Source organism: Flavobacterium salmonis (genome assembly GCF_903819435.1).
In the GTDB taxonomy this organism is placed as follows: Bacteria; Bacteroidota; Bacteroidia; order Flavobacteriales; family Flavobacteriaceae; genus Flavobacterium; species Flavobacterium chungangense.
Genome location: NZ_CAIJDP010000068.1, coordinates 227141 through 240151, shown reverse-complemented (window position 1 = coordinate 240151; position 13011 = coordinate 227141). Strand labels below are relative to the sequence as shown.

Here is a 13011-nt window from a genome sequence, read left to right as displayed (position 1 = left end):
ATGGAATTTTTTTGGTATGTAGTTTTAATGGGAATCCTTGCCGTTTATATTGTGTTGGACGGCTACGATTTTGGGGCAGGAATTATTCACTTGTTTTTTGCGGAAACTGAAAGAGATAAAAAAGTCATTACAAACTCGATTGGTCCGTTCTGGGATGCCAATGAAGTCTGGCTGATTGCAGCCGGAGGGGTTTTGTTTTTTGCTTTTCCAACTTTGTACGCTTCGTCTTTCAGCGGTTTTTATCTGCCCCTGATTATGATTTTATGGCTGTTGATTTTCCGTGCTATTGGTCTGGAAATGCGTGGTCAGGTGCATCATCACATGTGGGAAGCCATTTGGGATAAGGCTTTCGGGATTGCAAGTCTGCTTCTGGCTTTGTTCTTCGGAATTGCTTTGGGAAATATCGTTCGCGGAGTAAATCTCGGAATGGTAGAAAACGGTGTTTCTACGCAGGAGCCACATTATTTTTTTCTTCCTTTATGGAATCCGACTTTCAGCCCGCAGGCAGATCAATTGGGAATTATCGATTGGTTTACTTTGTTTTTGGGAATCGTAAGTGTTGTCGCATTGATGATTCACGGTGCGAACTGGATTATTTATAAAACGAATTCTTCCTTAAACGAAAAACTTAAAAACTTAGTTTTTAAACTGAATATTGCTTTGTTGGTTTTAGTGATTATTTCACTTCAGATCTGGCATTTTATTGAGCCGAAACCATTTCATAATTTTGTAGAAAATCCAATTTTATGGTTTTTTCCTGTAATGACTTTTGTTGGGATTTTAGGATTGTTCAAAGTGCGGACTTTTAAAAAAGACGGACAGGCTTTTATATTTTCTACCTTATTTCTTGTTGGCGGATTTGCTTCAACAGCCGTTTCGATTTTCCCAAATGTTCTGCCGTCTACCAATAAGGTAAATCCTTCGCTTACGATTTACAATACTGCTGCTGGCGAATACGGACTCAATGCCGGTCTGAGCTGGTTTTTTGTGGCTTTGTTTCTGGTGATTGTGTATTTTATTATTCAGTATCGTGTTTTTAGCGGAAAGATGGATGATGTTGGGTATGGGGAGCATTAAAGTATTTTAATATTCTACTCAAAAAATAGAGCATAATTATATACAATACAAGGGAAGAGCTCAAAATAGGGCTAGACCCAATAGAAGAAACTGTAATTACAGAGTTTGTGGATTTAGTTTTTTTTCAATAAAATTAGACTGTTATTTATTCAAAAATGGTATTATTCATTAAAAAGAAAGCCAACCAAAAAAAGCGCAAGAAGAAATACATCTCCCTGCGCTTTTTAGTCTTTTAGTAATTGGCTTTTGTAAGAAAAACTATAAGCCTTTTTTAATCAACTTTGTTGTTCCTTGATTAGTTTTCAGGAAATAAACCCCATTATTGTACCCGGATAAATCCACTTGTGAAGTTTCTGAAGTAGCTTTTTGAGATTTTACTTTTCTACCTGTAACATCATATACTTCCAATAAGGTGTTTTCTTTGGTTTCTATATTAAAAATTCCTGAGGATGGATTTGGGTAAACTTTATAGTAATTGCTGTAAGTGAAATCTTTATTACTTAGAGTGTTACAAGTGTTTCCAGTGCTAATAGGCGAACCTGCTGCCCAGTTTGAAGTACCACCAGTCAATGCAAAATTAGTTAATGTACCATCGTTTCCATTTCCTGACGCATCAGTTGCAATGGTAACAGAACTGTTGTTTATACTATCAAAACCTTGATTCAATTTATAATAACCCAGAAGATTAGGTTGAGTAGCTTGTAATTCACAATTCATAGTGTTTTGAATATCAGCTTGTGATAAATCCACATTCCAAATACGAACTTCGTCAATTGATCCATGAAATCTTTCGTTTGTTGAACTATTACCAATCATATAATTATTAGTAGTTGTCGACAATGATCCTGATTTAGGATAGCTGGCTACTTGATTACCATTAATGTATAGTTTCATTGTAGTACCATCCCAGATTCCTGCTATATGATACCAAGTATTTGCAGACAGAACATTCGATACAGTTGCATCTGTAAAACCAGTATTTGTACCAATCCAAAATTCTAAAGAGCTTCCGTTTTGTCTCAGTAAAGACTGCATTTGGAAAGCACCATTATTATAATTTCCAACAATTGTTCTATTCGTTCCAATTGACTCAGGCTTTATCCATGCTTCAAGAGTAATTTTTGTATTGTTATTGAGCGAAGCAGATAAATTACTACCCAGATTTACTAAATCATTATTCCCGTCAAAATGTAAGTGTGTTGCTGGGGTTACTGAGTTTACTGTGACAACGATTTCAATTCTGTCACTTTCACATCCATAGGCATTAGTACAAGATACCCAATAGGATGTTGAACCTACACTAGCTGTTGAAGGAATTGGAGCTGTTGTAGAACCTGTTCCACCTGTCGCAGTAGTATACCAAACTAATCCAGTTCCGTTACTTCCAATAGTAACAGTAAGTGCACTAGCGGTATCACCTGAGTTATATGTTACAGGAGTCGTAACAGAAGGATTTCCTGGTAAAACAGAACCAGTAGTCACTGGAGATCCGGCTAACCAGTTTGATGTAGTACCGTTTAATGCAAAGTTAATTAATGTGGCATTATTGGTGTTTGAAGTAGCATCGGTTAGCGTAGTTGTAGCAGAATTATCCTCCTGATCATAACCCTGATTAAATTTATAATAGGCTAACAAATTAGCTTGTGTATTGTCTAATTCGCAGTTTTTTCTTGCACTAATTTCTGAGGCTGTTAGTGCTTTATTCCAAATACGAACATCGTCTATATTGCCCTGAAAATTAAAACTCCCATTAAAGTTGCCAATAGTTACAGGATTTGAAGTCAGGTTAAAAGCAACCGCATTGTTAATTAGACCTTCTAAAGCTCCATCAACGTAAATATAGTTAATTCCATTGTTTCGAACCCCCACAATATGATGCCAGGCGCCATCAGAAATTGTTGTTGTTCCTGTAGCGTTTCCGCCTCCAGAAATTGAAAAATTGGCTTTACCATTGTTAATGCCTAACCAAAAATCACCTGATTGAATTGCTCCTACTGCTACCTTAACAGCACTATTAGATGTTTTTACCCAGCACTCAACTGAGAAATTACCTGTACCAAAGTTAAAATTTGATGAATAAGGAATACTTACATAATCATTTATTCCATCAAAGTTAAGGTGAGTGCCTTGAGGTATATTGGTAATAGAGTTAAAATCCTGCCAAACTGCTGCTGCCTGATATGCAGATACACTTGATCCAGGCACAGAAAGCGAAATGTTAGCAATTGCTACACCGTTAAAAACATTGGCATCGATGTTTACTGGCGATGGGTTGAGAACTTTTATTGAAGTGAGAGCTGTACAACTTGAAAAAGCATAAAATCCAATGCTTGTTACCGAATTAGGAATGGTTATAGAAGTGAGAGCTGTGCAATTTCCAAAAGCATTATTTCCAATACTCGTTACTGAATTAGGAATCGTTACAGAAGTGAGACCTGAACAATTATAAAAAGCAGTAATTCCAATACTCGTTACCGAACTAGGAATCGTTACAGAAGTGAGAGCTGTGCAACTATTAAAAGTATCAATTCCAATACTCGTTACTGAATTAGGAATGGATACAGAAGTGAGACCTGAACAATAATAAAAAACAGAATTGCCAAGACTCGTTACCGATTGAGGAATTGTTATAGTAGTTAAGTTTTTACAATTTAAAAAAGCAAAATTTCCAATACTGGTTACCGAATTAGGAATCGTTACCGAAGTGAGATCTGTACAATTAAAGAAAGCGCTATTTTCGATGCTGGTTACAGAGTTAGGAATTGTTACCGAGGTAAGTCCGGTGCAACTATCAAAAGCATTAGTTCCTATATTTGTTACTGCATACGTAATACTTTCGTTTGTTACACTTGTAGGAATGTTTGCTGTAGTTAGTGTTTTATTAACCGCCTTCACAGACACGTTTGTTCCTGTAGTTACTATGTAATTTAAATCGCCCTGAGTAAAATTTTGCGCCAAAATTGCCAATGGAGCAAACAAAAATACTAGCTGTAAAAGTAATTTCTTTAGCATTGTTTTAATTTTTAATTAGTTTTAAAGTTGCTCTATTGGTTTTCAGGAAATAAACCCCATTATTGTACCCAGACAAATCGACTTGTGAAGTTGCTGAAGTTGCTTTTTGAGATGTTACTTTTCTACCTGTAACATCATACACTTCCAATAAACCATCTTCTTTAGTTTGTATGTTAAAAATTCCTGATGACGGATTTGGGTAGACTTGAAAATCATTCGAACTTAGAAAATCATCAGTTCCAAGGCTGGCACAGGTTACTCCAGATGTAATAGGAGAACCGTTTAACCAATTTGATTTGGTTCCATAAAGATTAAAGTTATTCAAAACACCATTTGAACCTCCAGTAACCGAGTTGGTCAAAGTACTAATAGCAGTATTATTCGCTTGGTCATATCCTTGATTGAATTTATAGTAGGCTAGTAAGCCATTTTCGTTACCAAGTAATTCGCAGTCTTTAGACGCATTAATTTGAGTAGCTGTTCTGGCAACATTCCAAATTCGTATTTCATCTAGTTCGCCTTCATAAAATTCAAAAGGACCTGAATTATTATAGGTTCTGCCCCCAATCAATAAATTATCTGAGGTAATATTAATGTTTACGGTACCAGTTGCTCCTAAAACACCATCCACATAAATTTCAAGGTTATTTGTAGGATTTGCATTTTTTACTACGGCTATATGATGCCAGTTACTATTGATATGGATTGAAGATGAAATAGTACTACTTACATCATTGACATTATCATAAGTGTAGAAATCTACATCTCCATCATCTACACGTAATTTAGTATGACTGGTATCATTTGTGTTTTTACCCCAGCAGATAATAGTACCAGAGTCATAATCATTTTTTACCCAAGCCTCGATGGTAAATTCGTTTGGTTTTTCAAAATGAGTTAATGGAATGTAATTATTAGTACCATCAAAATGTAAATGAGTAGCAGGGGTTGTTGTAGTGGCTACTTGTACCGCTACACGGTTACTGGTTGAGGCTTCAGTGATGCGTTTTATGACATTATTACTATAATCTGCCACTACAATTTTACCATCGGCTTGTAAGGCAACTCCGGTTGGTTGGTAAAACCCTGAACCCAATGTTATTATATTGGTTCCATCGGTATTCATACGTTTAACGGCATTATTTCCATAATCAGCTATTACAATTTTACCATCGGCTTGCACGACAACTCCATATGGTTCATTAAATCCCGAACCTAGTGTAACGATATTCATGCCATCTGGATCCATACGTTTGATAGCATTATTATAAGAATCAGTTACGATAATTTTACCATCCGCTTGTAAGGCAACACCAGAAGGATAATTAAACCCTGAACCTAATGTTAGTATATTGGTTCCATCGGTATTCATACGTTTGATAGCATTATTATTATAATCTGCTACTACAATTTTACCATCGGCTTGTAGGGCAACTCCTGTTGGTTGGTTAAAACCTGAACCTACTATTTCTATATTGGTTCCATCGGCATTCATTCGTTTAACGGCATTATTACCAGTATCTGCTACTATGATTTTACCGTCTGCTTGTATGGCAACTCCTACCGGAAGAGAAAATCCTGAACCTAAAGTAATCACATCAGTACCGTCAACATTCATGCGCTTTATGGAATTATTAGCATAATCTGCTACTATAATTTTACCATCAGTTTCAATCGCAATTCCTGCAGGTAAATTAAACCCATTTCCAAGAGTTTCTATATCTGTTGTTATAACTTGTTCTACATAATAAGTCCCAGAAGTAATGGCATCCGAACTAGCTAAAGGAGTACCGCCAGACGGAGTTGTAAACCATTGTGCTGTTGCGCCTGTAAGCGTATTAGCAACTAAATTGGCAACAGTACTGGCTGGAGGCACAATTTGTGTAGCATTAGAAATTCTGTTTACGGGTATGGCTAATCGATTTGTACTTTCTAGACCTGTTACAGTTTGTGTCGCATAGTACATTAATTTATCATATAACGGATAATTGTTGGATAGTAAGTAATTTCCTGGAGGTTCATAATACCATTTGATGTTGTTTCCACTAATTTGAAGATCGGCTAGTGTTTTGTCGTCGCCTGCAAAAATTTGTGTAGCATAATTTGTTGTGGGAGCAGCTGGAACCATTGGTGTACAACCTGTACCAGCCGTATTTGAAAAACTACCTGTAATAGTACCATTTTGGCTGCCGTTATTTCCAGCAATATCAGGAACGGTATTTCCGGAAATGTTTTCAAAGGTGTAATAAATATCCAATCCTGCTTCATTTCCAGTTAAACAGGTACTTCTGTTATTTTGTATTTCTGAAAAGGCTCTGGCTACTGACCAAATGCGAACGTTGTCAAATTTTGCATTGGCGTTCGTTACGCCATCCATACGGTCTCCAATTCTAATATTACCTGTGCTTGATAATGAACTACCTATAAAAGAAAGAGTTGTTAGGTTACCATTTATCTGTACTCTCAAAGTTCCATCACCTACCACTATAGCAATATGGTACCATTGCCCTGCATTTAAGGTAGTTAAATTAATAGTGTCAGATTGTGAGCCATTACCTAAAGCCAGTTTAGCTTCACCCAGATTATTTACATAGAAATCAAAGGGTTGAGGGATCCCAGCATTATTTGTTGAGGAAATCCCTCCATTATAATCCTGTAAGGAATTCATATAAAAATCAAATTCGACAGTAAAGGCACTACTGTTTATAGAATAGGTATTAGGAATGCTTACATAATTAGCCGTTCCATCAAGATTGAGTGCATTGTTTTGTGCTTGTAGCGCAGTGGTTATTCCACATAACAGTACTACGATTAGAAAAGCGTAATTTTTTTTCATTTAAAAGGGGTATTATGTAGTTATTCTTTAATTATCTTATAACTTTTATTGTTTCCAGTAGCATCGGTTACTTTTACTAAATATACCCCATTAGGAAAGTTAGTGAGGTTTATTTTTTCTGAATCCAGTACATTATTTCTAACCAAAATCATTTTACCCATAACATCAAAAACCTTAATAGTAACCTTTTCTTTGACTTCAACATTCAAGATATTAGGGGTTGGATTAGGGTAAATGGAAATATTTTCTTCTAATTTTTGATTTGTAGTGGCTAAAGTAGTACAGTGTGTAGTGTAAACAGTAACATTACTAGTCCATCCTGCACAGGGAGGCAGTGTTGTATCATTTGAATTAATACCAACAGCTAATCCCGAATAAGACACTGGAACACAAGCTTCTCCAAGCTCCCAAACACAACCTCCAGTGCGTATTATCCATTGGTTGTTTTCCCAAATTATTTCTGAATATGAAGGTGAACTAGCACATCGGGCTTGACTGGTATTGATACCGCAATCCACACGATCTGTTTTATAGTTTGGTTTTCCGTTGATTTGGCCTGCATAATAAAAAGTTGCATTAAAATCACCCGTTACGGTTATAGGGTCGTATAAAGGAGGCGTAGCACAACCACTACCTGAAACGAAAGAATAGTTATTAAAAATATAAAATATACTATATTCAGGACTATAGGTAAACAAGTTTTCAATACGTCTGCCATTATATCCATCAAAATTAAAATAACTCACTAGTCCAGGTTCATTCCCAACCAAACAGGAGGCATAATTATTCGCTATTTCTGTTGCCGTTCTTGCCGAAGACCATATACGGAAATTATCATATTTAGCATTCCCCGTATTAGTGGTAGAACTGTAACTGGTGGCGCCAAGATTAATATCGGTTAGTCCGTCAAAACCATCTAAAGTAGCAGTAAAATTATAGTCAATGGTAGGTACTCCATTTACATATACCTTTACATTTTTAGTACCTGAATTTGTCACGACAAAGGCAATATGATACCACTGTTGTGCGTTAAAAGTTGGCATTCCAGGAACCGCTTCTTCTGTTGTGCCGTTTCCTAATAATAAGGCAGAAGCCCCTGTATTATTCACATAAAAATGGATAGGTTTTGCAACAACCCCATTGCTGGCAAAGGAACTAAATTGAGCATTGTAATTATTTGATGCGTTTAAATAAAAATCATACTCGATAGTAAAACTAGTACTGTTTAAGTAATAATCACTGTAAAAAGAGGAGTTTCTATTGTAGCTACTAAAATAACTGTCATTACTCATTTGTAATGCATTGTTTTGTGCATTTGTGATTCCAAATAGTAAAGACAGTAAAACTGTAATGAAGTATTTTTGTTTCATATAATGTGGTATTTAATACCCAAAATTATCACAAAAAAGCACCTCAAGTCTTAATTTGGGACGAACAGCAGAACTTTGTGGACGAATCTAAATTCGGAAGTCGATCTCTCTGGAAATAGGAATTTCATACTGTTCAATTTTTACAAACGAACTGGATTTTATGGAAATTTTATCTTTATTTACAATATATGAGCGATGAACTTTGTAAAAAGTGGAAGCATCTAATTCTTTATGAAAATTATCTAAAGTAGTTCGAATGGTATGGGTTTTAGAAGTAGTTATAATATCGATATAATTTTTATCACTTTTAATAAATAAAATAGAATCTAATAAAATTTTTACATCCTTATAACCATCTTTAACAGTGATTGATTTTGGTTTGGATTGTTCTCTTGCTACTTCGATAGCAGCAATTAAATCGATTTTTTTTATAGGTTTTGTTAAATAGGCAACAGGCTGAATTTTTAATGCCTTTTTTAAGGTTTCCATTTCCGTTTGACCCGTAATGAAAATGACTTTTTCATTAGTTAGGTTCATTTTTGCCCATTCAATTCCGGTATCGTGGCCTTCTACATTGATGTCTAATAAAATAATTTCGGGTAAAAATTGATGTAATGTAATTGTAGCATCATTTAAATTGAAAGCCAATTCAATAGAGGCATAACCGCAATCTGTTAAAATATTTTTTATATGATTTGCAATTAAAACCTGGTCTTCTACAATTACTATTTTAGGCATAAAGGCTATAAATTAAAATATAAATGGAAACCTTTGGCAGTTTCTATCGTTGGGTTGACTTTTAATTGCTGACAAAGTTGTAGTACTAATTTAGGACTAACTTTTTTATCTGTCGAATTTAACCCGTTGTCTTTATAATCAAATGAAATGAAATTATTCTCTTTGTTAATTTCTAAATTCATTCGTTTTTCATGATTTTTTTCAAAGGCATGTTTTACCGAATTTATGATTAATTCGGTAACTAGTAAACCAATATACATTGCATTATCAGAATGAATTTGAATCGAATCGATCTCAAAAGTAATCTCAAATTCTTTATCTTCTTCTAAACTTGTAAAATTATTTTTTACTTCCAGAAGATATTCCTTTAAGTCAATTTCATTGTTGTTTTTTGTTTGATACAGATGTCTATGTAAAGAAGCAATAGTTTCTACTTTTGATAAAAGCTTGACAAAATCATTTCTATTCTCGTCCCCTTGCTTTTTACGAAGTGTATCAGCTATAAGTAATGAAATTAGTTGTAAATTATTATTGACCCGATGATTGGTTTCGCTAATTAAAAATTCGTTTTGTTTGGAATAACTTTCTAACTGCTGGTTTATAATTCGTACTTTTTTTAAGTGATAAATTAAGAACAGAAACCCACTCACAAAAAAAGTAACAACAACCAGTAATAAAATTTGGCTTTTCTTTACTTCATTTATCGTCTGGTCAGAAATAGGCTGTTTTTTATTTAGAAATGTTTTTTCAATTGTGGTAACATCACCATTTGGGTTTTGAAGTGAAAAATTCTTTGTTTGAAAAGAAAAAACAAGCGACGTATTAAAAAAAACGACTGCATAAAAAATAAACAAAATGGGTTTTAGAAACACTTTAATGTTCATTCCATTTGTTTTTTTGATTTCAGGAAAAGATACTCCTTAAAGATAAAGATTTGAAAAATAATATAGAAGACAATATTAAAAATCCATATATCTATAAAAGGATCCTCACATAACACTAATTCTAAATTGCCTACAGAAAAAATCGTGACACTACACGCAAAATATAGAATTAAACCAATAGAAAAGTTGAAATAACGATGCTCGGTTGCTAAATTGGAGACAATATAATAAAGCGCATAAAGTATTAAAATTATAGAGATGGAAATAATTTCATAATTATTAAAGTTCCAAAATGAATTTGGATCTTTTATATACATTGACGCTAAAATTACTGTTTGTGCGATTAAAACTGTCAATATAACTTTTTTCAAAATCGTATTTGAAATTAATTTTTTGAAAAGTATAGATAAAAATAATAGTTGGAAATAAAAATAAAAGTGCGATACAAAAAAGTTTTGTCCAAAGTATAAAAATCCTATCAGATGGCATATTATTTCTACAATACAAAGAGAAAATAGATACCACAAAAAAGTTTTTTCAGTTTTTTCACGTACTTGTTTATTTTTAAAAAATAAAAAGGTATTCAATATTAGAAAAAACAAACCTAATAAGCTTGAAGAGAATGCAATTATATCTGTCATGTGGTATTTGTATATATTATGGACACCTTAAAAAGCAAAAATAGTAATTTATTTTTATACTTGAATTTAGTCAATTTGTAAGCACTATAAATAGCCTGATTTTTCAAAACCTAATCTGTTGAAACAGGCAAAATATACCGGTTATTCAAATTATTTTCCCTCATGTAAAACCTACTCCATACTAAATCTCTCTAGTTTGTAATTGAATTTTAGATGTTTCTCAATTCTCAAAAAAATGGATTATTCCAGACTTTTCCAGATATGTAATAAAAAACATTATGATTAGTTGACCGCATTAGAGATAGCACCGGTATCTCCCGATATAGAAAAAGCACTTTTCAGCCGTAGGTTTTGTTAGCAGTTGATTTAGCGTATAGCCCGGCCGTAGGAAAAGCCTAAAATAATATTCTCTAGTAAATAAGATAAAAAGTAAAGGCAATTCACTCTAGTTTTTTCTAAGGATTTAATTACAACTATTAGTTATATTCTATAATTTGTGTTGTAAGAAAAAAAAGAAGTTAATGCTTAATATTGCGTATCTAAGAATTTTTATAAAGATTCCAAAAGATTTTACACAAACCTTTATTTTTTTATTTACTTATTATTATGTTCATAACTATTTTTACCGACACGATTAAATTTCACTACAAATCTAAAAACTGGCAGTATGATTTTGATGAAATTAAAGAACTGGGATTGCTAAAAAAAAAGAAAAAGTATTTTCTTGAAAATGCTGCTTTTATAGCCGTAACCGCCGTAGCGTATTATTGTATGATTTTCTCAGACCTGATGGATCTATACTATATTATTCCGACACTTTTATGTTACGTTTTTATTATAATCGCAAGATTTGATAACACTTCAGAATTTGTGTATTTCGTATTTGTAAAAGATATTTACAGAAAAGAAATAAAGATTAAAATTGCAGCAAAGGACCGACCTGTGATAGGCGAACAGATAGATCATTTTCTGGATCTTCAGTTTGAAAGAAGTATAAAAAAGACTGCTTAAATAAAAAAATCAAAAATGTATTTATTTGGAATTTCCCATTATGATTTAGTTTTCATAATGGCAGCTTTGATGTATGGTTATTTTATTACCAGCAGAAAAAAATAATGAACTACTGCGTTACTATTCCTGACAATATGAAGTTTTAGAGTACCCTAAATAAGGTATAGTTATGCTGTTAAAAAGTTTAATGGCGGGCTGTTTTAGCTATACCTGACCCCAAATTAAAAAAGATATGGCCACAACAACAATTAAAAACAAAATCAAAAACATTAGAGAGTTAAAAAATTACACTCAGGAATATATGGCAGAAAAATTAGGTGTAACTCAGGCCGGTTATAGTAAAATTGAAAAAGGAAAAACTTCTTTGAGTTACGAAAAACTGGTCGAAATAGGAAGAATTCTTGATGTAAGTGTTGAAGATATCATCAGTTTTGATTACGATCGGTACTTTAATTCTTTTAATAAAATCACCGGAAATAATAATGGGAGTATTTTGATTAACACAGAAAATACTTCTACGATCAAAGAACTATATGAAGACAAAATTCAGCTATTAGAAAAGCTTTTAAACAGGACAGAAATTGAGCTTGGACGTTATAAACAAAAATTTGGGGAAATTTGAAGTAACTCCAATTGAAATGCGTTCTGTTTTGGCCCAAAATTCATTTTTTGGGCTAAATTTTTTTTAGGAACAAGAGGATATGATTTAACCGGGCGCTATGGATTGGTATGGATAGCCCGATATAAAGAACGTCAAAAAAATATAAATTCTTAATCGAAAAAAACTTTCAAATCGCCATAGATTCCCCAATTTTCAATAATAATTGATCTTTCGTATGGTCTCTCTATTAGTATGGGACCAAAAAGAGCATTTTTGTTTGTAGATAAAATTTGGTCATTGTTATCTACAATTACAGTGTTTCCATGAAAATCTTTTTTTTGTTTTGCCAGTATCCGATCATGTTTGTCTACAATTTTGATATCACCAAATATATCTTTTACTTCTTTGGCTATGATTTCGTCTTTCCCATTTTTAATCATAACATTGTTGAAAATATCTTTAACCTGTTTGGCTATAATTTTTTCGAATGGGTCTGTAATGATAATATTACCAAAGATATCTTTCTTTAAAATTACGAGTGTTCTTCCATATGCATCTTCAATAATGGTGTTGCCAAATAAGTCGGTTTTGTAATTTACTTCCAATTTGACATCAGTTTGGATTACAGTATTATTTAAAGAATTTGTTCTGTAAATGATATTCTGGCTGTAAGTAAAGTTACAAAAGTAAAAAAAGAGAGAAACGAGAGTAATTTTATTCATTAGGCGGATTGTTTTCGCCAAGAAACACAAACTTAGTGCCAAAAAGAATTGATTAATTTAAAGGTTCTAAAGCTGTTTTGGTAAGAATTACAACTAATTTTAGGTTTAGTTTCGTCTTT

9 protein-coding genes are annotated in these 13011 nt (G+C 33.1%); 3 read left to right on the top strand and 6 right to left on the bottom strand.

Going from position 1 to position 13011, the window contains the following annotated elements:
* Nucleotides 1-1077, top strand: a complete 1077-nt coding sequence (gene cydB, locus FLACHUCJ7_RS11120; RefSeq protein WP_078226230.1) for a cytochrome d ubiquinol oxidase subunit II — start codon at nt 1-3, stop codon at nt 1075-1077.
* A 258-nt stretch (nt 1078-1335) separates the two neighbouring features.
* Here cydB and FLACHUCJ7_RS11115 read toward each other — a convergent pair whose 3' ends face one another.
* The 5 genes from FLACHUCJ7_RS11115 to FLACHUCJ7_RS11095 all read right to left on the bottom strand — a co-directional run bounded on the left by FLACHUCJ7_RS11115 (nt 1336) and on the right by FLACHUCJ7_RS11095 (nt 9917).
* On the bottom strand, nt 1336-4089 hold the full coding sequence (locus FLACHUCJ7_RS11115; RefSeq protein WP_180908953.1) for a leucine-rich repeat protein: 2754 nt from the start codon (nt 4087-4089) through the stop codon (nt 1336-1338).
* 4 nt (nt 4090-4093) lie between these two features.
* Nucleotides 4094-6925 (bottom strand): LamG-like jellyroll fold domain-containing protein, encoded by a 2832-nt coding sequence (locus tag FLACHUCJ7_RS11110; protein WP_180908952.1) that lies wholly within the window; start codon nt 6923-6925, stop codon nt 4094-4096.
* A 20-nt stretch (nt 6926-6945) separates the two neighbouring features.
* Nucleotides 6946-8295 carry a LamG-like jellyroll fold domain-containing protein gene (locus tag FLACHUCJ7_RS11105; protein WP_180908951.1) on the bottom strand — a complete coding sequence of 450 codons (1350 nt, stop codon included), beginning with the start codon at nt 8293-8295 and terminating at the stop codon, nt 6946-6948.
* An 87-nt stretch (nt 8296-8382) separates the two neighbouring features.
* The gene (locus FLACHUCJ7_RS11100) at nt 8383-9033 is read right to left on the bottom strand and encodes a LytR/AlgR family response regulator transcription factor (RefSeq protein ID WP_180908950.1); all 651 of its coding nucleotides are present in this window, start codon (nt 9031-9033) and stop codon (nt 8383-8385) included.
* Between the two features lie 5 nt (nt 9034-9038).
* A complete protein-coding gene (locus FLACHUCJ7_RS11095) occupies nt 9039-9917 on the bottom strand; it encodes a sensor histidine kinase (RefSeq protein ID WP_180908949.1) in 879 nt (292 codons plus the stop codon).
* Between the two features lie 1247 nt (nt 9918-11164).
* On the opposite strand from FLACHUCJ7_RS11095, the gene FLACHUCJ7_RS11090 reads away from it, so the two are divergent.
* Together FLACHUCJ7_RS11090 and FLACHUCJ7_RS11085 are read left to right on the top strand one after the other, a co-directional pair.
* On the top strand, nt 11165-11569 hold the full coding sequence (locus tag FLACHUCJ7_RS11090; RefSeq protein WP_078226238.1) for a hypothetical protein: 405 nt from the start codon (nt 11165-11167) through the stop codon (nt 11567-11569).
* 232 nt (nt 11570-11801) lie between these two features.
* Complete coding sequence (locus FLACHUCJ7_RS11085) at nt 11802-12191, top strand: helix-turn-helix transcriptional regulator (protein WP_078226240.1); 390 nt, start codon at nt 11802-11804, stop codon at nt 12189-12191.
* A 149-nt stretch (nt 12192-12340) separates the two neighbouring features.
* Here FLACHUCJ7_RS11085 and FLACHUCJ7_RS11080 read toward each other — a convergent pair whose 3' ends face one another.
* Nucleotides 12341-12892 carry a hypothetical protein gene (locus tag FLACHUCJ7_RS11080; RefSeq protein ID WP_180908948.1) on the bottom strand — a complete coding sequence of 184 codons (552 nt, stop codon included), beginning with the start codon at nt 12890-12892 and terminating at the stop codon, nt 12341-12343.
* Between the last annotated feature and the right edge of the window lie 119 nt (nt 12893-13011).

Excerpts from the sequence above, each read along its gene's own strand:
- cydB (WP_078226230.1), top strand. The coding sequence starts at position 1 with ATGGAATTTTTTTGGTATGTAGTTTTAATGGGAATCCTTGCCGTTTAT.
- FLACHUCJ7_RS11115 (WP_180908953.1), bottom strand. The coding sequence starts at position 4,089 with ATGCTAAAGAAATTACTTTTACAGCTAGTATTTTTGTTTGCTCCATTG.
- FLACHUCJ7_RS11110 (WP_180908952.1), bottom strand. The coding sequence starts at position 6,925 with ATGAAAAAAAATTACGCTTTTCTAATCGTAGTACTGTTATGTGGAATA.
- FLACHUCJ7_RS11105 (WP_180908951.1), bottom strand. The coding sequence starts at position 8,295 with ATGAAACAAAAATACTTCATTACAGTTTTACTGTCTTTACTATTTGGA.
- FLACHUCJ7_RS11100 (WP_180908950.1), bottom strand. The coding sequence starts at position 9,033 with ATGCCTAAAATAGTAATTGTAGAAGACCAGGTTTTAATTGCAAATCAT.
- FLACHUCJ7_RS11095 (WP_180908949.1), bottom strand. The coding sequence starts at position 9,917 with ATGAACATTAAAGTGTTTCTAAAACCCATTTTGTTTATTTTTTATGCA.
- FLACHUCJ7_RS11090 (WP_078226238.1), top strand. The coding sequence starts at position 11,165 with ATGTTCATAACTATTTTTACCGACACGATTAAATTTCACTACAAATCT.
- FLACHUCJ7_RS11085 (WP_078226240.1), top strand. The coding sequence starts at position 11,802 with ATGGCCACAACAACAATTAAAAACAAAATCAAAAACATTAGAGAGTTA.
- FLACHUCJ7_RS11080 (WP_180908948.1), bottom strand. The coding sequence starts at position 12,892 with ATGAATAAAATTACTCTCGTTTCTCTCTTTTTTTACTTTTGTAACTTT.